This window comes from Candidatus Bathyarchaeota archaeon (assembly GCA_026014585.1).
In the GTDB taxonomy this organism is placed as follows: Archaea; Thermoproteota; Bathyarchaeia; order Bathyarchaeales; family Bathycorpusculaceae; genus Bathycorpusculum.
This window is the reverse complement of the sequence record JAOZIA010000024.1, coordinates 366,446-387,284: the sequence shown is the minus strand read 5'-3', so window position 1 is coordinate 387,284 and position 20,839 is coordinate 366,446. Positions and strand designations below refer to the sequence as shown.

Here is a 20,839-nt window from a genome sequence, read left to right as displayed (position 1 = left end):
TAGCGTTAAGCAGTTTGGATAAAAAGTGGGGGTTAGGCTTTGTAGATTTTGGGGTCTAAAACCAAAAAGTTGTTTCCGCCCGCATGATAGAGCATATGCACCCTCTTATTATCGTAGCCTTGTTCACTAAAAGCTCCCATATCCGCGTAGGCGTCAAGGATTTTACCTGCAAACACCGTGTGGTCACCCGTCTTGAATTGGTCTGCAACTTCGCATTCTATGTGGGCGATGCATTCTTGGATTGCGGGGGCTTTGACTTTTTTGGCTGGCATCGGGGTTAGGTTGGCTTTTTTGAATTTATCAAAGCTTCGTCCTGTCAGGTTACCGCAGGCGTAGACGGCTTGCAAGGTTTCAAGGGTGGGAATGTTGATGATGAATTCGCCTGACTCCTCAATCAGCTTGTGCGAGTGGCGGGTGGCTGCTAGGCTTATGGCGACAAGGGCTGGTTTGACGCTGGTTGGCATTGCCCATGCTACTGTGGTGATGTTGGGTTTGCCAGCGTTACCCACGCAAGACACTAAAACCGTGTGCATGGGATGTAGAAGCCTGTATGCAGAGGAAAAGTTGACTTGAGTTTTTACAGACATAATAATCACATTTGAAAAGGTGTTTCCCTCTTATTTCTTTTGTCTCAATAAGATAATGATGACAAAAAATTAATTAAAAAAAGAAAAGGGGATGGCTTACAGTTTTAGTGTTGTCTTGCTTTTTGTCCTGAGTACAACCATGGTTACCAGCGTTATCATTGCGAGCATTAGGATTGTTATTGGGAAGGTAAACTCTGGTATTGTGGGTGTTGGTGATGGGGATGGACTAGCGCTAGAAGTTGATTGGAATGTTGCAGAGATTGTGTGCCCTGAGGTGACGTTGGTAAATGTGTAGGGTGCTGTTGCTGGAGAGCCATCAATTAAGACACTTTCTATCTGATAGCCAGTATCGGGAGTTACAGTAAACGTCTGGTTTTCTCCATGAGTTACGCTGACGTTTCCGCTTGGACTAATAGAGCCGCCAGCTCCAGCGGAAGCGGTAATATTGTATGTGTTAATTGCGAAGCTTGCGGCTACAGTGTGATCAGCGAGGATATTATCAAGGGTGAATGAATCTACTGCGCCTAGATGTGTTGTTCCATCTATAATTACATCATCTGTGTGGTATCCAAAGTTTGGAGTCAAAGTAAAAGTTTGATCGCTTCCCAGTTTGACAGACACTGAACCATTTGGGGTTATAGAACCGTTGTTACCCGCAGTGGCCACTATGGTGAAAAACGGTATAACTGGTGATTGAGGATTAGTTTCATCCAAAAATGGTGTATAAATAACTTTGCCAATATTGTAATCATCATAAAAATCATAGATTGATTGGTCAATGATGGCTGTGTTAGTAGTTCCCCACCAATTATTTGGAAGGTTAATGTTTTGAGACCCATCGTATTTTAAATTGTAATCTGTGTTGTTAAAAATGTTGTTGTATTGAATATCTGCTACAGCAGCTATGCCAGCCCCATAAAACATAATTCCGTTAGAATTATCAGCTATTGTATTGTCAGTAATGGTTAATGTCAACTCCTCAGTAATTGCGTCCAATGACAAAGTAAGTCCATTTGTGTTGTCTAACAACAAGTTATTTCGTATTATCGGGTTACCCGTACCCTGACATAAAACCCCTGAAAATTTTAAACCCGAACATCCAAAAATTATGTTATCTTCTATTAGCAGCAACGTACAATCACCTGACGCTATCCAAACATCAACTCCGCCTGCCGATATCACATTATTTTGGATGACTGCTTTAGGAGCATAACTATTTAACATCAAATTAATCTGTCCAAAAATGTTATTGTTCAAAATCGTTGGCTCGGCACCAGACAGGCTTCTAATCGAGCCATAAATTGTGCTGTCAGATATTTTTAGAGAATTGGAAATATCTATGACGATATTATCTGTTTCAGAAGTTATTATAGTGTTTTCAATTTTGCAGCCCGCATCTGTTGCTTCATCCCAGTCTACACTAAATTTAGTAAAAATAATTTGTCCACTGGCATCCATATTAAGTTCAACAGGGTTACTTCCAGCTCCAATAGCCTGAAAAGTTCCATTCACCATTATGTAGAAATTTTTCAGATTCACAATAACTCCCGGCTCAAGTGTAAGAATCACACCGCTGTCAACAAGAATGTTGTCCGTTAGATTATATGGGCTGTTTGCTTGGGTCCATGTGGTGTCGGACGATAGTACACCACTAACTTGGGTTCCTCCCGTGGATGATGATGCCAAGTTAATGGCTGAAAAGAGTATTGATATTGTTAAAATAAGGATTAAGCTACACGTTACTGTTCTTTTGAACATGTTCATATTAATCAACTAATACACCTTGTTTTGAGTTTGTTTTTAAATTTTGTCTAAAGTCAAGGAAAATGCTTTGTCGGTAAAACCCATAAAATCAATAGATGAAGCAAAAATATTATCTCAAAGAGCCTGTTTTGTGGATTTACAAAAATATTGGGCTAAAATCTGAAGATTTTTAAAACAGGTACACCCTAATAATTAATGTAGTTCAGGCGATTTTTATGGCGTTTTTTTCTGACAGAATTGCTGCTGGGAAACTTTTAGCTCAGGCATTAAAAGATAAAGTGGACAAAAACGTGATTGTTTTGGCTATTCCACGGGGTGGTGTAGTTGTTGGTTTTGAAGTTGCACGTGAATTGGGCGCTGAATTGGATGTGGTTGTTCCCAGAAAACTTGGTGCTCCCGGTGACCCCGAACTCGCAATAGGCGCCATAGCTGAAGACGGGACAGTTGTTTTGGACAAAAAACTCATGGAGTACCTTGGTGTTTCTGAGGCTTACGTGACGATGGAGAGTGAGCGGCAAAGATTGGAGATTCAGCGTAGACTCAAAACCTACAGAGGCGACCAGCCCCCACTTAACCTTGAAGACCGCGATGTTGTCTTGGTTGATGATGGTATAGCTACGGGTTCTACAATGAAGGCGGCGTTGGCTTCTGCCCGAAAAAACGGTGCTAAACGTTTGATTGTGGCTGTTCCTGTTGGTCCCTTCTCAGCTGATGTCGAACTGGAAGAAATAGCTGATGAGGTAGTGTTTCTCTATAAGCCCAGAGTCTTTAACGCAATTGGCGAGTTCTACACTGATTTTACCCAGACAACTGATGCAGAAGTCAAAGCATTACTCAAGAAAGCAAGAGAGGATTTTGAGCATGGAAAAAATCTTTGAGGAATACGTAAAAATTCCCATACTGAACCAGACAATTGAGGGCAACCTATCTCAGCCTCCAAACGCCACTGGCATCGTGCTGTTTGCACACGGCAGCGGAAGCGGTAGATTCAGCCCCAGAAACCAAGCCGTAGCAAAAACCCTAAACAACGCAAACATCGCAACGTTACTGATTGATTTGCTCACGCAGTCTGAGGAAGAAATTGATGTATCCACGGGGCAATACCGCTTTGACATCACCTTGCTTGCTAATAGGCTACTTGAAGTCACCAACTGGATAAAGCAGCGGCAAGACCTCAAAACGTACCCCATCGGCTACTTTGGCGCAAGCACAGGCGCGGCAGCCGCAATAATTGCAGCCACAAACTTTCCCGATGAGATTAAAGCGGTGGTTTCCCGAGGTGGCAGACCTGACCTTGCAATGGATTACCTGCCAAAAATCAGGGTGCCTACACTTTTTATTGTCGGCGGGAACGATTTAGAGGTGCTGGAGCTTAATCGGCAGGCTTTTGCGTTGGTACGGGGTGAGCGTAAATTGGAGGTTGTGTCGGGGGCGTCGCATTTGTTTGAGGAACCTGGTGCGTTGGAGCAGGTTGCAGAGTTGTCAGCGGATTGGTTTTTGGCTCATTTCACGGGGCTGGTTTAGGTTGCTTGGGGCGTGGCTTTTTTTCTGAAAGGAAAAAACGTGCTGGGCACTGATAATTCGTTGGAAAAAATCTATGAACGCGACCTCCAAACAGGCAGTTACATTGTTGCCGTTGCTATTGACCGGTACACGGACATCTTTAATGAGTTAGACCCAGCGCCCTTTAAGAAAAGAGACCTCAACCCTGACCTCCTAATTTACCTGGAAGATTGCTCCTTTGATATCCCATTAAAATACAGTACAATATTGCAGTTTACAGTGTTAAATGAGTCAGTTGACCCCAAAAAGGAAGAACGAATAATTTTTGGGTTAAAAACATATTTTTCTTTCATTGAACGGCAGCTTGCGCGGGAAATCACTGAGTCCTACAAGAAAAGCGCAGTTTATGTGGTGATAGCTTTCTTGTTGCTTTTTGCTTCTTACTCTTTGATTCGGGTGGCGGAAAATGTTGTGTTTGTTACGGCGTTGGAAGTCATTACTATTGGCGGCTGGGTTTTTCTGTGGGAAGCCATTTCCACGTTTGCTTTCAAAAAAAGAGAAACAAAAAGCAAAAGAAAACATTACAAACGCTTTATCATTTCACCAATAATATTCACTCATTCAGCAAACAACGTACCCGTAAACCTGAAAAAATGATTCTAACCTAAACTGGTTTTTGTTTAATAACCCGGTTCTGGTTCAACTGCTCGTTTGGTTCGCTTAGGAATCAGAACCACCGCTACAGCCGCTGACACGAACATGATTATAGCTCCGATAAACACGGCTTCATGTAACCCTGCCACAAATGCGCCTTTTGCAATATCAATAACTTGTGAGGCAGCTTCACTGGGTAACTGGTTTGCTGTGATAAGCGCGCTTTGTAGGCTTTTTCGGATTAGTTCAGCTGTTTCGCTAAATAGGTTGTTTATGGTTGCTGAGGAATCAATTGTTGCGATATATCTTGAGTTTAGCAGTGACCCTAAAACTGCAATACCCAAGGCACCGCCGATTTGGCGTGTAGTGTCATTCATGGCTGAGCCGATGCCTGCGTGGGTTGAGGGGATGGAGTTCATGATGGCGTTGGTTGATGGACTCATGACAAAGCCAAGACCAACTGCAATGAGAAACAGCACAGTAAAGGATATGGCGTATGAGGTTGTGACTTCGGCGGTGTAGCTAAACAGTAGCAAGCCCAAGCCCATAGCGATTAAGCCTAAGCTGACTGTGGCTTTGGTGCCGATTTTGCGGTCTAAAGGCACAGACATGTACGTGAATATGAAAACAAAAACGTTAAGTGGTAGCATAGCAAGTCCCGTTTCAAGTGCGCTAAAGCCTTGTATGGATTGGAAGTATTGGCTAAAGAAGTAAAAGGAGCCCATCATAGCAAATGTGCAGATAGTCAACGAGATGATGGAGCCTGTGAAGGACATGTTTCTAAAGAAAGCCAATGGGACCATGTTGTTTTTAGACATTTTTTCACAGAGCACAAACCCAATAATCATTACAACTGAAATCGCAAACGAAACTATCACATCCAAGGAAAGCCACCCATACTCCCCGCCCGTGATGATGGCATAAACAAAAGCAACCAAGCCCGCTGCGGAGAGACTGATGCTTGCATAGTTGAGTTTGGCGCCGTGAGTACCTCGAGATTCTGGAAGGAAAAAGTAGCTTCCAATTAACCCTACAATTACTATGGGAATGTTTAGGTAAAACACTGCTGTCCAATTGAATGTTTCAAGCAAGTACCCTGCGATTATGGGACCAAATCCTGCGCCGATGCTAAACACGCTAGACCATGTGGCTATTGCTTTAGCGCGTTCTTTGGGTTCACGAAACACATCCGTCAAAATAGACAAGGTTGAGGGCATCATAATAGCTGCGCCTAACCCTGTGATGGCTCGGAAGAAGACAAGCAAGATTGCTGTGTTAGAAAATGCTGAACCTAACGAGCCGATACCAAAAATTACAAGTCCGATTTGGAGGAGGCGTTTTCGTCCGAAGTGGTCTCCGATGGAGCCAAAAGCGATTTGGAGTGTGGCAACAATAAGAAGGTAAATGTCTACTATCCAGAGTAGTTGGCTGGCTGTGGCGTTTAGGTTGCCTGATATGTTTGGTAGCGCTAAGTTTAGGACTGTGTCTGCGACTGCGATGACAAATAGCACAGTGCAGAGGACAATGAGTGCTATGTTCTTGCGGTTGCTTGTTAGGTTGGTCATGAATATGCCTAAATTTTTAATTTATGTTTTAAGCAAGCAACGTATGCACCGATATAAAGGTAAAAGTCACAACTGACCAAATCAAGATGATGATGTAAACAAAAAATTAGCGTTTAATGTGGAACTGCTCGATGATATCTTTGGCTTTTTCTCGGCGGTCCCTGTGTGCCTCAAGAAACTTGTTGAGTTTTTCAGCAATGTCTTTTTTACATTCACCACAAAGCATCTCACCCTCTCGGCATTTACGTTCCCGTTCGGCAAGTTTGCTGCTGTCTTCTTCAAACAAATAATAGTAATACTGGAATATGCTGCATACTTCTGGGTTGGCGCCTTCTTTTCTTTGTTCCGCCGCTGTGCCTTTGCCGCCTGTAAAAGCGTTCCAAATCTTCTTTTTCACAACATCTGGCTCATCCAAGGTGAAGATGCTGGTTTCAGGCATGGACGCACTCATTTTTCCGCCAGCGCCAAGGCCGGGGAGGAATCGGCAGTGAATTTGTGCGGGTTTGTAGTAGCCCAGTTTTTGGGCGATATCGCGGGTTACTCGCCAGTAGGGATCTTGGTCAATGGCTGCGGGGATTAGGGCTGGTACGTTTTCTCCTGTAAGTTTTTTGTGAATAAAACAAGGGGCTGCTTGGATTGCTGGCCAAAACACCCAACCGATGTTGGTGCTGTCTTGGAAGCCAAACGTGCTTCGGGCAGTGCTGTAGGTGATGCGGCGCGCTACCTCTAAGGTGATGTCGTAGAGTAAGTCGATGTCTTTAGTGTCATAAATGATGAAGGTATCCTCGGGTTTGAAACCCAAAGCGATAAGGTCCAGTGCGTTTTCGTAGCTCCACTTTTCAGTTTCATTAAGACCGCGGTCGTTGTTGATTAGGTATTTTTCATCATCAGTAATTTGGAAGTAAAGCCGTGTTTTGAATTTCTGCTGCATGTGCAGCGTGAAAATCCATGGTACAAGATGTCCAATGTGGACTGGCCCACTTGGCCCGCGTCCCGTATAGAGCACAAACTTGGTGCCTTTATCGTAGAGGTCAAGCACGGTGTCTAAGTCTCGGTGACTGAAGAAAATTTCTCGTTCCAGCTGCAGGTGGAGTTTGCCTGCTTGTTTTTCTACGCGAGAGAGCAGTTGGGGTGTGAGGGGTTGAGTTCCGAATTCTTTGATTAAGCGTTGATAGTCTACTTTGCCCTTGACTTCCCAGGGTGTAACTACCATTTCGCCGTTGTTATTTTCTTCAGCCATGCCAATTTCACTTGTCAGACAAAATGACTCAAATTCTCATATATGCTTTTTCGCCAAGAATAAGATGGTTAAGCAGTTGATTTCCATATCAATCAAACGACTACGTATAATCAACCAACATATTTGGTTCCTATTAGAAATTCCTTGCAGAAACTATAGAGGGGTAGAGCCCTAATGGCTTGTTTTCATACATTAAATGTTAAAAATCAAGAATTCGCTGGTCTAAACCAGCAGAAACACCTACTGAAGTGAGACTGCACTTTCGATAATAAAAAGAAAAGATTTACTTCTCTTTCCATCTTGTAACCAACGCGCCAATCACGATAAAAAGAACCGCCAATGCACCCACAATAATTATGTTGAACCAGATGGTTTCGGGGAACTTGGTTATCATTGTGGCTTTGAGTCCTTCAGAGAAGTACGTCAACGGCAATACTTTGGAGACGGTTTGAAGGTAGCTTGGCATCATGTCAATTGCGAAGAAGGTTCCTGAAAGAAACATCATTGGGAAAGCAATGGCGTTTCCAATAGCATTGGCTGCTTCTATGTCTTTTATTACTCCTGCAAGGGTCATGCCTATGCCTGAAAACAGTAGTGAACCTAAAAAGATTAGCAGTATCGTGTAGAGGTCAGGAATAACTTGCACGCTGAAAACTACCCAGCCAACCCCTATCATGATAAAAGCCAAAACAACATTGAGCAATGTCTGGCTAAGAATGCAGCCGACTACCCAATCCATCTTTGTCAGAGGCGTTATGGATAACCGTTTGATTACGCCACGCCGTTTAAACTCCGTGTTAGTAGAGGTCAAGCCGATGATGCCGTTGGTCATGATGAAAGCTGCGGTTATGCCTGGGATGTAGAAGTCTACGGTGCGGAATTGAGTAGTTGAGATTGCTTCTTCTTGGAAGGTTATAACATTAGTTGCGCCTATCATTTGGTAATTGAATGAGTTTGCTACGCTGGTTATGATGTTTTGAACTATGGCGCCTGACTGGTCTGAGGGGTCCAGAATAATCGTTAGGGTGGCGTTAGTGTCAGGGAATAACTGGTCAAACTGGTTCATCTGGTTTAATCCGTCTTGCAAGGCGGCTTGCTCTGAACTGTTAAGGTACTGTATGAAGTACTGGTAGGTCATGTTTAGAGTGCTTTGAATTATTCCCAAGCGAACCTTAAGCGTGCCATTAATTAAATCATCTTGGAACCCCTCCGAAATTACCAGTATTCGCATGGTTCCACCCATAGGTCCAAGCAAATCCCGAACATAATCCGTAGCATTTGCGGTTGCAGGAATAGGGGTCATGCTGAAGGTTTCAGTGCTATTTAACGCTTGAATGAACGCGTCTGAAACTTCAGTTGGTTGTCCATCACTGGTTGTGTCAAGGTTTTGTATGTAAAGCCCGTAGCTTGTTGAACCGCCGCCTATGCCGCCAAAGATTGCGCCAAAAACCAGCAGTAACAAAATTGGGAACATGAGGCTAAAGAAGAGTCCTGAACGTGACCGCAACCAGTTTTTGGTAACCGCTTTAAAGACAGCTATGAATTTCATTGTTTGAGCTCTCCTTCATCAGTTATGCGTCCACCCGTAATCTTGAGAAACACGTCCTCAATAGTTGGGGTCTGGATTTCTATGTCCTTGTCCAGTTTCATCTCAGTTAAGGTTGCCATAACATTCCAGAACTCATCAGCGCTTGGAATTTTGATTAAAACATCACTGTCGCCATTCATGTTCACGTGGGGGTGTTTTTTGCTGATTTCCTGCGTGATTTCTTTGGTGCCGCCTTTTATGATTAGGGTTTTTGAGCCGCCATATTTGCTTATGAGTTCTTGGGGTGACCCGATGACTGCTATTTTTCCTTTTTGTACAAGGGCGATTCGGTCAGCAAGCGTTTGTGCTTCTTCCATGTAGTGAGTGGTTAAAAACACGGTTTTACCCAGTTTTTTCAAATTAGCAATAACTTTCCAAACGTCTCTTCTGGCTTTGGGGTCTAAGCCTGTTGTGGGTTCGTCAAGAAAAATTAGTTGTGGGTCACTGATGAGTGCCGCCGCCACGCCAACTCTTTGCTTGAGCCCACCCGAGAGGTTTTCAAAGCGTGCTTTTGTTTTGTCTCGTAAATCCAAAAGTTCAATGACATTGTCAATGTCCAGATGAGTCTTGTACATTTCCCCGATAAATTCAATGTTTTCTTTCACGGTCAGTTTTTCTAAGGCACTGTATTCTTGCGGGAGTACACCGATTCTGCGTTTGATTTCTTTAACTTCCGCGCTACTGGTTACGTCGTACCCTAAAACCTTGGCTGAACCACTTGTTAAAGAGCGTATACACTCTAAAATTTCGACAGTTGTGGTTTTTCCTGCACCATTGGGTCCCAAAAAAGCAAAAATTTCGCCTTCATAAACCTCAAAGGAAATCTCGTTAACTGCCCGTACATCCTTGTACTGCTTAACTAAGCCGTTTACTTCCACAACTGTCTTCCGCATGATAACCCCTCTCTCTTTTTACCGCTTAGTTGGTTAAAAGTGCATTTAAAGACTTTGTCAATATTTTTTGGTGGACTGGTACTGCTAAGGGGTACTGATTAAGAAAAGGGCTATTTTCTCTCTTCTGAGGCAGAGGCTATTTTTGCTATTGGAACGGCGCCTGAGAGTACGCTGTTGTTTAGGAAAATGATTTCTTTTCCTGAATCCAAAAGAACCCGTGTGTGGTATGCAGTGATTTCTTTGACTATGCCCTCCTCATATTTGTAAGAGGTAATTACGCGGTCATCTACTGTGTAGTGTAGTCTGGTTTCTTGTGTTGTGGGTGGTTTTTGTACTGCTGTGATGATTACACCACCTGAGGCGATGGCGTTGTTTGGGATGCTAATGATGCCTGTGTCTGTGCGGATTCGGGTTACAAGCGTAGTCATGTCACTGATTTTTCCGGGGACATTATTAACGAGCACTTCGTCGCCTACTTTGAATTTGTAGGTTGTGAAAACTAATGCACCAGACAGGATGCCGCCCACAAAAGTGGAGATGATTAAGCCCACGGTGATGCTGATGATTCCCGCGCCAGTCAAAAGTGCCTGAGGGGAAACCCCCAGCGTTTCGAGAATGCCAAAGCTCATGATGATAACGGATATTATGAGACTTACGAATTGAAGCGCTGTTGCCACCTGAGTGCCCACATGCGGGGTTAGGAGATTTTTTAGTTTAAGTAGCAGGAAGATTGCGGTTAACCAAAACGCCAAGATTATGATTATGTCAAATGACTGCTGAAGCAACGTTGGAAGGTTTATGGGTTGAGCCACAAACAGGTCGAAAATGTAAATTGCGCCAACAGCAGATACTGTAATCACTATTAGAAACGCTACTAAACGCTTTATTGAAGCAACTATACTGGTCAATCTACGCTTCCTGCCTTGCTACACAATTCTGTTTATTCCTGCTTCTATAGCTTTCTTTGCAGCAACAAAACCATGAGCAGATAGCGTTTGAAAAGGCTTGCCTTAGTTGTAAGCGTTTAGTACGTACCAGCATCTTGAATTGGAAAGACCTTTTTTGCCAATCTCAACGAAAGATTAGGGGCTGGATGATACTGCAGATGCCTTGGACCCATATCTATGTAGTCATCAAACTCTTGGCGTGTCATGTCAATATTGCCCAGAAACATGTTCATGACGCTCTCAGGGCAGGGCGTGTTTTCTTCTTTTTCCAGCCTCTGCATTGCTTCTTGACGAGTCATTGTTCCCGCCATGATTTGCCTTGCATAGGTTAACCTGTTCATCTTTAGGGTTGGAAATCGCCTGTTATGAATGTATTTTTGTATGGGATGGATTGCGCAGTCCATGTGTTCTGCTTCATCAGGGGCTGTCCATTCGACTTCTTTTTGTATGGTGTCCTGAATTATTTTGTAATCCCAATCTACATACCCTGCTAGGTTAAAGTAAGCATAAGACCGCAGTCTCTTCTGTCCTGAGAGCAAAAACATCATGTAACCCAGCAACCTCTGAAAACTTGCACCCCTATCACACAAGCGCCCACATTCACGTGCAATTGGTTCGCCTTCTAGAACAGCTTGAAAATGTGCGGGATCGCCTCCCTGAAACATTTCTCGGGATAACGGCATTTCTGTACGCATGGAACTGCCTTTGATGATGAGGGGAATTTTGTACATGTCTGCTATTCGGAAAGTGGACATTTGAATGGCGCGCATGCAAACTGAGCAGAACCACCCCGTTTTTTTAATGAACAAGTTAAACAGCCTGTTTGTGAGGTCTGGGTCTAGACCGTAGTATAGGTGCTCAATGCCTAGGGTTCTACAGGTTTTTTCAATGTTGTTTTTGGCGGGTTGTGATAGGTACCCGTTGTCTAAGGTGTAGGCAAGGCAGTTTAACCCAAGTTTTTTTTGGGCAACATATAACACGTAAGTGCTGTCTTTTCCTCCTGAAAGAGGAACCAGAGCATCAAACTCTTTATGCTTGTTTTTTGCGTCTTTGCAGATTTTTTCAAGAATTTTGCTTTTTTGGTTTTTTTCTGTGTTCCAATCACCCCATGACTTATCATATTCCCTGCAAACCGAGCAAACCCCCTTGTCGTCAAAGTTTATCCTTGGAAAAGAACTCGGCAGAACGCAACGTGAACAAATCTGCAGAGCAGACTGCGTTTTCTCCATTAGAACTCAAACCTGAAAAGTAGTCAACTCAAATTTATTATGGAAGCGGTAGCTTTTATAGTTAGCTAAAAACAAATTTTACAAAACGACACTAAACCCCAATCAAAAACCAGCAACTCCAAAAAAAGGAATATCCTATTTACTTCTGACTTTTAGAGCACTGTTGACAAATACCATAAACATCAATACGTTGAGTCGTAGGAGTAAACTGTGTTTTTGTTGAAACAGTTTTGATTATTTCTTTTACTGCGGGCTCGTTTATGTCTTGGATTTTGCCACAGTTTAAACACACCAAATTAATGTGAGGTTCCAAGTATGGGTCGTAGCGGGTTTGTCCCTGTGGAAAATTGAGTTCCTGAATTAACCCGCTTTCTTTTAGGATGTTGAGTGTGCTATAAACCGTGGCTAGGCTAACGGTTGAGTGGACTTTTTTTGTTTCTGTGTAGATTTTTTGGATGTTGGGGTGTTCGCGGCTGCCCAGTGTGATTTTGCAGATGGTGATTCTTTGGGGTGTGGCTTTGTAGCCTTTGCTGCGCAGTGCCCCAATGATTGCAGAGTCATTTTTCAGTGAGTTTTGCATGTGCCTTACTAGGTAATAATAATTCTTAAATACTTTTTTAAGATTATTTGAATTAGACGGAGATTTTATAAGATGAACCAAAAAAAAGGAGATACTCCTAGAGGTACGTCAAATCAAGACTGGTGGCCAAACCAGCTGAATCTAACCATGTTACATCAGCATTCATCCCTGTCCAATCCAATGGGCAAGGACTTTAACTATGCTGAAGAATTCAAGAAACTAGACTATGAAGCCTTGAAAAAGGACCTTAATGCAATGATGACTGACTCAAAGGATTGGTGGCCAGCTGATTTCGGTCACTATGGAGGACTCATAATCCGAATGGCCTGGCATAGCGCAGGCACATACCGCAAAGGCGACGGACGCGGTGGTGTCTCCGGAGGTGCACAGCGTTTCCCTCCCCTCAGCAGTTGGCCAGACAACGTTAACCTCGACAAGGCACGCCGTTTGCTTTGGCCAATAAAGCAGAAATATGGCAAAAAAATCTCTTGGGCTGACCTGATGATACTTGCTGGCAACTGTGCACTCGAATCAATGGGCTTTAAAACCTTCGGTTTCGGTGGCGGACGCGAAGACATCTGGGAACCCCCACAAGACGTGTATTGGGGTTCTGAGACCACCTGGCTAGGCGATACCCGCTATTCAGGAGAAAGGGACCTTGAAAACCCGCTTGCTGCAGTACAGATGGGGCTAATCTATGTTAACCCTGAAGGTCCAAACGGCAACCCCGACCCGCTTGCTGCCGCCAAAGATATCCGCGAAGTATTCGCCCGCATGTCCATGAACGACGAAGAAACCGTGGCCCTCATAGCGGGTGGGCACGCTTTTGGCAAAACTCACGGTGCAGGTGACCCCAAACTGTTGGGTCCCGAACCTGAAGCCGCCCCTCTTGAGGACCAGGGTTTTGGCTGGAAGAGCAAATTTGGTACAGGCAAAGGCGACGATACAATCACCGGTGGTCCAGAAGTCATCTGGAGCCAGACGCCTACTAAGTGGAGCAATAACTTCTTCCGAAACCTGTTTAGCTATGAATGGGAACTGACCAAGAGCCCAGCCGGTGCCTACCAGTGGAAACCCAAAGGTGACGCAGCCGCCGGGACCGTCCCAGACCCCCATGACCCAACAAAACGCCGCGCGCCATCAATGCTTACCACTGACATTGCCCTGCGGGTTGACCCCATCTACGAAAAGATTTCAAGGCGCTTCTATGAACATCCAGACCAGCTAGCAGATGCCTTTGCCCGAGCATGGTTCAAGCTTACCCACCGTGATATGGGTCCCAAATCACGATATCTCGGTCCCGAAGTCCCAGCGGAAGATTTAATCTGGCAAGACCCTGTTCCAGTAGTCGATTATGACTTAATTGATGAGCAGGACATCGTTGGTCTTAAAGACAAAATCCTTGACTCTGGTTTGTCAATCTCGGAACTGGTTTCAACCGCTTGGGCATCTGCATCCACGTTCCGCGGCTCTGATAAACGCGGAGGCGCGAACGGGGCGCGTATACGTCTTGCACCACAGAAGGATTGGGAAGTCAACCAGCCAACCCAACTAAAAAGGGTGTTGCAGGTTCTTGAAGGAATCCAAAGGGACTTCAACAGTGCCCAGTCAGGCGTGAAGAGGGTTTCGCTTGCCGACTTGATTGTGCTGGGTGGATGCGTAGGCGTTGAGTAAGCAGCAAAGAAAGCAGGCTACGACGTTACTGTTCCCTTCAAAGCTGGACGCACAGATGCATTGCAGGAGCAAACTGATGTGGAGTCATTTGCCGTTCTCGAACCTGTTGCAGACGGTTTTCGTAACTACCAAAAAGCCAAATACGCCGTCTCAGCTGAGGAACTACTAGTTGACCGAGCACAATTGCTGACGTTAACTGCGCCTGAAATGACAGTTCTCATTGGTGGTCTGCGCGTTTTGAATGCTAACTATGGGAAGTCCCAGCAGGGTGTCTTCACTAAACAGCCAGAGACGCTTACTAATGACTTCTTTGTGAATTTGCTCGATATGGATACTGTATGGAAGGCAACTTCAGAAGACGAAGAGGTATTTGAGGGTCGTGACCGCGCAACAGGCAACCTCAAGTGGACTGGTACACGTGTTGACCTTATCTTTGGTTCGAATTCTCAACTCCGAGCCTTGGCGGAAGTCTATGCATGCGGGGACTCCCAAGAAAAGTTCTTGCACGATTTTGTAGCGGCATGGAACAAAGTGATGAACCTTGACCGATTTGACCTCCTTGCTCATTAGACATAAGACTATAATCGCCATTTTTCTTTTTTAATTTAAAAAATTGTGGTTGTTGTGGTTCAATCACATATTTTTTAATAAAAATTGATAGAAATATTTTTTGTGCACCCATTTAGTGCTTAAAACTATGTGTTAGAAAACATTAAGTGACTTCACTGTGATGTGACAGGATTGAACTATAAAGAAAGACAGGAAATAATCGCAAAATCGCCCATCTCTTATAGTTACCTCAAACGCTTCAACCTTGGTGCTGGCATTCTACATCTTATCCAAGGCGTACTAATGCTGTCACTGGGCACTCTGCTCACTTGGGAACGTTCCATCTACACTTTCTACCTAAAATTCACCATAACCCCGGGAACACCACCAACCTTTGACATAGCCCCAAACCCCCAAATCGCATTCACCCTCGGCTATATCGGCGTAATCGTTGCATCATTTCCCCTTCTTTCATCGCTGGCGCATTTCTTGATTGCTTTTCCAAAAAATAAAGCCTACAATGAAAACCTCAAAAAAGGCATAAACCCCTACCGCTGGTACGAATACGCCTTCTCAAGCTCCATAATGATAGTGCTTATTGCAACTTTTGTTGGGGTTTGGGATTTGTGGTCGCTGGTTATGATTTTTGTTTTAAACGCAATGATGATAATGTTTGGCTACTTCATGGAAGTGGTCAATCAGAAAACTGAAAAAACCTCTTGGTCCGCATTCATTACAGGCTGTGTATCTGGTGGTGTCCCATGGGTTGTGCTTTTTGCTTACTTTATAGCAGCCGTAACTTCCACAGGCACCAACCCGCCCGCGTTCGTGTACCTGATTTTCTTTATTTACTTTGCAGTGTTCAACGTGTTTGCCCTAAACATGATTCTACAATACGCAGGCATCGGGAAATGGCGGGACTACCTCTACGGCGAACGCGCCTATATCGTGCTGAGTTTTGTGGCTAAAACAATGCTTTCATGGCTTGTCTTTATAGGAATATTTGCGCCCTTCTAGCTTTCCAAGTATTCGGTTAGGTTTGTTTCCCCCACTTTAAGTTGAGGGAACACCTTTAGTAGTTGCTTAGCTAACTCAGCCAAAACCCGTTTGACACCCGCGGTTTTTTCCACAATAGCATTCGGGTAGAGCCTAACTACTAAACCGTCATCTCTGCCTGAAATCAACGCCAAAAACGCCGTTTTTTTGCCCTCTTCAAGGGCTAAGGAGTCGATGAGGATATCGATTTTGTTGCGTTCAAGATAGAGTTCTTTTGTTTTGAGGATGATGTTTTCGTTTCTGAAAAACAGGGGGCTAAGCGCTTTGAAAACCTCCTCTATACTGATTTCACCATTTAAAACAACATGAGGCAAAACAATCACCAAAAACTAGAAGCCTCACTCACCTATTAGACTTACCGCAAATCAACACTAAGGACGTCTGTTTAATAAAAAATGGGGGGTTGAACGTTTTTGTTCAGCCTTCTTGTGCTTGTTTGCTGGAGCCTGAATACCCGGGTTTTTCGAGAACCTAATATTAACGGGGCTTTTGTTTCCTTCAAGCCCATTCAGCCTGCCTTAATTCTCTGTAGCTTTGGCGAGGGCTGCACCGAGTTTTCTGGCTTGCTCCTGCTCGGTTTCTGTGAGGTCGCTGCTAACTGCTACGCCTGGGGTGAGTTTTGGGTTGAAGACTTTGAGTATGGTTTCGATGTTTTCGACGGTTTTGGTTTGGCTTCCGCCACCCGTTGCAAATGCTGTCATGGGTTTGCCTGCGAACTTGTCTTTGATGAAGTACATTTCGGTTAGCAAGGTGAGTACTGGTCCACTCATTAAGCTGAAGTATGCGGGGGAGCCAAATGCTATGGCGTCTGCTTGGGCTGCTTCTTGTGGGGTGATGTCGGTTACTGGTTTTACTTCTGTGGTGGTGTTGGGTGTTTTTGCGCCTTGGGCAATTTGTTCTGCGGTTTTTTGGGTGTTGCCTGTTTTGGTGTAGTATGCGATTAGGATTTTTGTCGTGTATTTTTCCTCCTTTGTCTCAAAATCCGTGGATATTTTTATATAGTTTTAGGTAACAAAAATATACTAAAGTGCAGGAGTATGCCCAACCCAAACCAACCCACAGTAAACGCAATACACGAACTCAAAACAGAAATCAAAAACCTACGCAACGAACTAAACCAACTCCACGGCAGCATCCTAAATGAACGCCTAAAAGCCACACAACAAGCCCTTACCCAAAACCGCCTCCTACTCTACACAAACCAACTCCAAGACGAACTAAACGAAGACGTCCCCACACTCACTGACCCCAACTGCAAAAACTGCCAAAAATGCACCCAACACTTCAAAACCCTCACAGAAGAAAACTTAAAAATCATTAAAGAAACCAAAATCCAAGAAGCCCTAACAGACCTCGACACAAAAATCAGCCAAATCGGTAACACCATCCAAAAAGCCAAAGGCGCCCCATGCGAAGAATGCCACCAAAAACTCCAAAAAAAACTCAAACGACAAAAACGCTCCCTTCAAACCGTCGTGCTCGTGGAAAAATCCGAAGCCCCCGACCAACAAAGCCTCAACATTGATGAGCTTGTGGAATCTGTGCTGGAACCCTTAGCTAACACGGTGCGACTCAAAATTCTGGTTAACATCAGCGAAGGCAAAAAAAGCTTCTCACAACTAACTCAGCTAACAGGCTTGAAGGGTGGGCATCTGATTTTTCACATCAAAAAACTCGTGGACACGGGTTTAATAGCGCAGGAAAACAACAAAGGCGACTACATAGTCACACAACGGGGAATTGACATAGCACAAAAACTCTCAAACCTACAACCCACACCGTGAACCTACCAAGTTTAGTTTTTGTTTGTGAATGTTGCCAGTTCTTTTTGCAGGGACTGATTCCACATGTCAAAATCATTCACACTAATCAGGTGTGCGTTGGCGGTGCAGTAGTTGCAGGTTTCGCAGTCTTTGGTGGAGCAGAAATATTTTGACTCAAAAAACCGCTGAGTAAACGCTTCCATATCTTTGTTTTGTATGTTAAACAGTTTAGGATAGTTTCTGGGTTCAGAAGACGGTACCGATGAGAAGCATCTGAACAGTTCCCATAGGTTTCCATCGTAGCTTCCTTGATTGTAAATGTCAACTGTTTGCAGAAAATCTGGCTTGAGCATTTCTCGTCCCGCAAGCTTGAACACGTTTATGCCCATGTTGATGTAATGTTTGAGGTCTTCTGGTCTTATCCATCCCATCTTTAAAATCTCAACTGGATTTTGCAGCTTAAACAACGTACATCGTGCAACGTAGAAATCGCCAGGTGTGTAACTGATTTTTTTACCCACAGCATGCGAGTTAAAAGAATAATGAAACTCTCGGTAAGGACAATCAATTAAACAGAGTCCATTAACAATTGTTCCAAACTCAGCACCCAAATCCTTGCCCTGCTTTGCCATTTTTTCCAGTCGTCCCACTTTGCGGTTCATGCTTTCAGGAATCATAATACGGTCAACATTACCAAAGGAAAGAAAAACTTTGAGCCTAGTCAATGAATCCACATTAGAAATCACCGAAACAGTAACCTTAGCATCAGGCAACACATCCTTAAGCAACAACATACTCGAAGGTAAAACCGCCGTGAATCGCCTAACTCCTATATCATGGAGTTTATGCAAAAATTTGGTGATTTCTTTTTTGCCTTTATCGGTGAACTCCATGTTGGACGCACAGTTAAAATTTAATGCATAATTGAATTGGACTTCGTTTTTGTTGCATGAGTCAACATATTTTTTTAGGTCTTTAAATGAGGTTTGATGTATTGCTGAGCCTGTTCTTCCTGAACCAAAAACTGATGGATTCAGGCAGCCGTAAACGTCTTTTATGGGCATATTCCATTTTTCGTTTCTTTTACCAATTTGCTCCATGGTTGAAGGTTGAAAATCAGCTGGAATAGAAAAACCTGGCAAAAAAAACACTCCTAAAACTACAACAATCTTAGAGCTTTGTGAGCTATTAAACGTTTCTTTAGAGACAACTACTTTGCCTATTTTACGGTAAGCTCATAAAAGTCATGCACAACGCTGCTTGCCCCAAAACTTGCCTTATGCTTAACTAAGCCCTCATTTAGTATTTGTCCAAGATTAAGCGTTGAAATTCCAAAATCAAAAAATCTAAACTTCTCATAATATGAATTAACAAGATAATCTATGATTACATCCTGTGCACCCAGCATTCTTCCCTCATCCAAGTTTGCAGCATATTGCCCATGCGCTACATGTCTGCACTCATAAATTAGGCACCCAGCCAACATTTTGTCATCCCTAAACGCACCAAACAATTTAATGTTCTCAGGAAACCTTTGAGCAAGAAGAACCATCTCCGTCCCCGTGTGAACAGGTTTAGCCCCATGCCGCCCATTTACAACCTGCTCAACCATCCCCATGAAACCTTCAAAATCAAAACTTTGCTTAACGGTGAGACTGTGGTTTTTGGCTTTGGTGATGGCTTCTCGTCTTTTTTTGTGGAACCTTTTTTTGGTGGGTAAAAAGATGCTGGATGATAAGTTTCTGCCAATTAGTTTAGCGTCGTTGCGGAATAATGCATAGAGGTCTTCTTCGGATGGGGCGCAATGATAGATTGAAGGAATAACCTTGTAGATTACTTTTTTAATTCCATGGTCTATACAGTGCCTTTTAAGCTCCTCAAAAACGTTAAGCATCAGCGGTGCAGTCATATCATAGCCCGATAAAATGCCGCCATAGGTCAAGCCAGCGTGACTGTACAGTACATCATCGGATATGTTGGCAGGCATTAAAGCAACAAGCTGTTTATTGCGGTAAAACAGCAGGGAATGGTCCACAAATCGGTCATTGTGATAGTCCATATAGTTTCTGTGAAAAAGAAAGGTTCCATTTTTTGAATCTGCCACAAAACTATTCCATACGGGAGCTAATTGTGGCTTGTAAACCGTGGTGCATAAACTTTCACTTTGAATCTTGTTTAATGCTTCCAGAACAGTCAATTGTTTTTCTCCATTAACAATAATCTCTGCTTTGCTTGTGGTTTTAAAAGTTAAGAATCAGCAAAACACCTAAACAATGTTTTACTCAGCAAAAACCCTTACGCTTATTTAAAAATATGTCAATTAAGCTATATTTGGTTTTCCTTCACATCAAGCTTTGCCTCAAAAAACTCGCGGTAACCTCACAGTTCCTTATACGCTTTTAGCATTTCACATTTCCAAAAGGTACACTCAATAATTTAAAACGCTTAGAAGTTATGTTTTGATGTTATTTGAATAGTTTCCAAACTAAAGCAGCCAAAATTCCGCCAATTATTGGTGCAACAAAAAAGACCCAGAGCTGATTTAGTGCGGTGCCTCCGACAAAAACTGCTGGACCAAGGCTTCTTGCAGGATTAACTGATGTGCCATCAATAGGTATTGTTACAATGTGAACAAGGGTTAAAGCTAAACCAATGGCTAATCCAGCAAATCCTTTGGGGGTTCTCTCATGGGTTGCACCGTGAACTACCAGAATGAATATGAAAGTAAAGACGACTTCGGTAATGAATACAGATATTAAAGAATAAGTGGAGTACATGTTTGCACCTAAACCATTTATAGACAAATTAAATGATGGATTTCCTATGGCAATCATGTAAAGAATGCCTGCTCCGATGATGGCTCCTATGCATTGGAAAATAATGTAAAGACCTGTATCTTTTAGGCTTAGTTTACCCGCGATAAACATAGAAATTGAAATTGCCGGGTTAATATGGCAACCTGAAATATTGCCAATCGTGTAAACCATAATTAAAACTGCAAGACCAAATGCGAAAGCAATCCCCAAATTTCCAACTGCTTGACCAGCAATAGTAGCGCTGCCGCAACCCATCAAAACAAGTACCAAAGTCCCGATAAGTTCTGCCATGTATTTTTGAGCAGAAGTAATTTCAGAATTTTTGCTCATGTTTAAATTCCACTAAAAAATCTACAAATTATTATGTGAACGGCAATTATAATGCTTTTTCATATTGGAACTCAAGTTTTAACCATTAAATAGCCTCAACA

19 protein-coding genes and 1 pseudogene are annotated in these 20,839 nt (G+C 43.4%); 6 read left to right on the top strand and 14 right to left on the bottom strand.

The genetic code is table 11. From position 1 onward, the window contains the following. Nucleotides 1-32: 32 nt before the first annotated feature. Both NWF01_11260 and NWF01_11255 read right to left on the bottom strand, forming a co-directional pair. Nucleotides 33-587, bottom strand: a complete 555-nt coding sequence (locus tag NWF01_11260) for a flavin reductase family protein (GenBank protein ID MCW4025593.1) — start codon at nucleotides 585-587, stop codon at nucleotides 33-35. A gap of 96 nt (nucleotides 588-683) precedes the next feature. Beyond that, on the bottom strand, nucleotides 684-2,351 hold the full coding sequence (locus NWF01_11255; protein ID MCW4025592.1) for a hypothetical protein: 1,668 nt from the start codon (nucleotides 2,349-2,351) through the stop codon (nucleotides 684-686). Nucleotides 2,352-2,566: 215 nt separating this feature from the next. Between NWF01_11255 and NWF01_11250 the strand changes: the two genes are divergently transcribed. The 3 genes from NWF01_11250 to NWF01_11240 are packed head-to-tail and all read left to right on the top strand — an operon-like array spanning nucleotide 2,567 to nucleotide 4,511. Next, entirely contained in the window at nucleotides 2,567-3,229 is a 663-nt protein-coding gene (locus NWF01_11250; GenBank protein MCW4025591.1) for a phosphoribosyltransferase, read from the top strand. Further along, a complete protein-coding gene (locus NWF01_11245; GenBank protein ID MCW4025590.1) occupies nucleotides 3,213-3,875 on the top strand; it encodes an alpha/beta hydrolase in 663 nt (220 codons plus the stop codon). Before NWF01_11250 ends, NWF01_11245 begins: the two co-directional genes overlap by 17 nt. Nucleotides 3,876-3,887: 12 nt before the next feature. After that, entirely contained in the window at nucleotides 3,888-4,511 is a 624-nt protein-coding gene (locus NWF01_11240; protein ID MCW4025589.1) for a hypothetical protein, read from the top strand. 23 nt (nucleotides 4,512-4,534) lie between these two features. Here NWF01_11240 and NWF01_11235 read toward each other — a convergent pair whose 3' ends face one another. The 7 genes from NWF01_11235 to NWF01_11205 form a co-directional block, all read right to left on the bottom strand. Next, nucleotides 4,535-6,073, bottom strand: a complete 1,539-nt coding sequence (locus NWF01_11235) for a DHA2 family efflux MFS transporter permease subunit (GenBank protein ID MCW4025588.1) — start codon at nucleotides 6,071-6,073, stop codon at nucleotides 4,535-4,537. A gap of 106 nt (nucleotides 6,074-6,179) precedes the next feature. Further along, the gene (locus NWF01_11230; protein ID MCW4025587.1) at nucleotides 6,180-7,313 is read right to left on the bottom strand and encodes a tryptophan--tRNA ligase; all 1,134 of its coding nucleotides are present in this window, start codon (nucleotides 7,311-7,313) and stop codon (nucleotides 6,180-6,182) included. A gap of 283 nt (nucleotides 7,314-7,596) precedes the next feature. Next, on the bottom strand, nucleotides 7,597-8,862 hold the full coding sequence (locus tag NWF01_11225) for an ABC transporter permease (GenBank protein ID MCW4025586.1): 1,266 nt from the start codon (nucleotides 8,860-8,862) through the stop codon (nucleotides 7,597-7,599). Next, the gene (locus tag NWF01_11220; protein ID MCW4025585.1) at nucleotides 8,859-9,794 is read right to left on the bottom strand and encodes an ABC transporter ATP-binding protein; all 936 of its coding nucleotides are present in this window, start codon (nucleotides 9,792-9,794) and stop codon (nucleotides 8,859-8,861) included. The genes NWF01_11225 and NWF01_11220 overlap by 4 nt, the downstream gene beginning before the upstream one ends. A gap of 110 nt (nucleotides 9,795-9,904) precedes the next feature. Continuing rightward, entirely contained in the window at nucleotides 9,905-10,702 is a 798-nt protein-coding gene (locus NWF01_11215) for a mechanosensitive ion channel family protein (protein ID MCW4025584.1), read from the bottom strand. A 116-nt stretch (nucleotides 10,703-10,818) separates the two neighbouring features. Then, entirely contained in the window at nucleotides 10,819-11,970 is a 1,152-nt protein-coding gene (locus NWF01_11210) for an N-acetyl sugar amidotransferase (GenBank protein ID MCW4025583.1), read from the bottom strand. A 139-nt stretch (nucleotides 11,971-12,109) separates the two neighbouring features. Next, entirely contained in the window at nucleotides 12,110-12,550 is a 441-nt protein-coding gene (locus NWF01_11205; protein ID MCW4025582.1) for a transcriptional repressor, read from the bottom strand. A 72-nt stretch (nucleotides 12,551-12,622) separates the two neighbouring features. Here NWF01_11205 and katG point away from each other — a divergent pair. Both katG and heR read left to right on the top strand, forming a co-directional pair. Then, nucleotides 12,623-14,794 (top strand): annotated as a pseudogene (katG, locus tag NWF01_11200) (catalase/peroxidase HPI). Nucleotides 14,795-14,965: 171 nt separating this feature from the next. After that, a complete protein-coding gene (gene heR / locus NWF01_11195) occupies nucleotides 14,966-15,790 on the top strand; it encodes a heliorhodopsin HeR (GenBank protein MCW4025581.1) in 825 nt (274 codons plus the stop codon). On the opposite strand, the gene NWF01_11190 is transcribed toward heR, so the two are convergent. Continuing rightward, nucleotides 15,787-16,143 (bottom strand): hypothetical protein, encoded by a 357-nt coding sequence (locus NWF01_11190; GenBank protein ID MCW4025580.1) that lies wholly within the window; start codon nucleotides 16,141-16,143, stop codon nucleotides 15,787-15,789. The two genes, heR and NWF01_11190, sit on opposite strands and share 4 nt — an antisense overlap. A gap of 204 nt (nucleotides 16,144-16,347) precedes the next feature. After that, nucleotides 16,348-16,770: a flavodoxin gene (locus tag NWF01_11185; GenBank protein ID MCW4025579.1), complete on the bottom strand. Its 423-nt coding sequence runs from the start codon at nucleotides 16,768-16,770 to the stop codon at nucleotides 16,348-16,350. Between the two features lie 96 nt (nucleotides 16,771-16,866). On the opposite strand from NWF01_11185, the gene NWF01_11180 reads away from it, so the two are divergent. Next, nucleotides 16,867-17,613 (top strand): winged helix-turn-helix domain-containing protein, encoded by a 747-nt coding sequence (locus NWF01_11180; protein ID MCW4025578.1) that lies wholly within the window; start codon nucleotides 16,867-16,869, stop codon nucleotides 17,611-17,613. A gap of 11 nt (nucleotides 17,614-17,624) precedes the next feature. Here NWF01_11180 and NWF01_11175 read toward each other — a convergent pair whose 3' ends face one another. From NWF01_11175 to aqpZ, 3 genes are all read right to left on the bottom strand, one after another. Continuing rightward, nucleotides 17,625-18,734, bottom strand: a complete 1,110-nt coding sequence (locus tag NWF01_11175; GenBank protein MCW4025577.1) for a hypothetical protein — start codon at nucleotides 18,732-18,734, stop codon at nucleotides 17,625-17,627. A 77-nt stretch (nucleotides 18,735-18,811) separates the two neighbouring features. Further along, nucleotides 18,812-19,789 carry a GNAT family N-acetyltransferase gene (locus NWF01_11170; GenBank protein MCW4025576.1) on the bottom strand — a complete coding sequence of 326 codons (978 nt, stop codon included), beginning with the start codon at nucleotides 19,787-19,789 and terminating at the stop codon, nucleotides 18,812-18,814. A gap of 268 nt (nucleotides 19,790-20,057) precedes the next feature. Further along, on the bottom strand, nucleotides 20,058-20,738 hold the full coding sequence (gene aqpZ / locus NWF01_11165; protein MCW4025575.1) for an aquaporin Z: 681 nt from the start codon (nucleotides 20,736-20,738) through the stop codon (nucleotides 20,058-20,060). Between the last annotated feature and the right edge of the window lie 101 nt (nucleotides 20,739-20,839).

Coding starts and splice junctions, on each gene's coding strand:
- NWF01_11260 (MCW4025593.1), bottom strand. CDS start 587: ATGTCTGTAAAAACTCAAGTCAACTTTTCCTCTGCATACAGGCTTCTA.
- NWF01_11255 (MCW4025592.1), bottom strand. CDS start 2,351: ATGAACATGTTCAAAAGAACAGTAACGTGTAGCTTAATCCTTATTTTA.
- NWF01_11250 (MCW4025591.1), top strand. CDS start 2,567: ATGGCGTTTTTTTCTGACAGAATTGCTGCTGGGAAACTTTTAGCTCAG.
- NWF01_11245 (MCW4025590.1), top strand. CDS start 3,213: ATGGAAAAAATCTTTGAGGAATACGTAAAAATTCCCATACTGAACCAG.
- NWF01_11235 (MCW4025588.1), bottom strand. CDS start 6,073: ATGACCAACCTAACAAGCAACCGCAAGAACATAGCACTCATTGTCCTC.
- NWF01_11230 (MCW4025587.1), bottom strand. CDS start 7,313: ATGGCTGAAGAAAATAACAACGGCGAAATGGTAGTTACACCCTGGGAA.
- NWF01_11225 (MCW4025586.1), bottom strand. CDS start 8,862: ATGAAATTCATAGCTGTCTTTAAAGCGGTTACCAAAAACTGGTTGCGG.
- NWF01_11220 (MCW4025585.1), bottom strand. CDS start 9,794: ATGCGGAAGACAGTTGTGGAAGTAAACGGCTTAGTTAAGCAGTACAAG.
- NWF01_11210 (MCW4025583.1), bottom strand. CDS start 11,970: ATGGAGAAAACGCAGTCTGCTCTGCAGATTTGTTCACGTTGCGTTCTG.
- NWF01_11205 (MCW4025582.1), bottom strand. CDS start 12,550: ATGCAAAACTCACTGAAAAATGACTCTGCAATCATTGGGGCACTGCGC.
- NWF01_11180 (MCW4025578.1), top strand. CDS start 16,867: ATGCCCAACCCAAACCAACCCACAGTAAACGCAATACACGAACTCAAA.
- aqpZ (MCW4025575.1), bottom strand. CDS start 20,738: ATGAGCAAAAATTCTGAAATTACTTCTGCTCAAAAATACATGGCAGAA.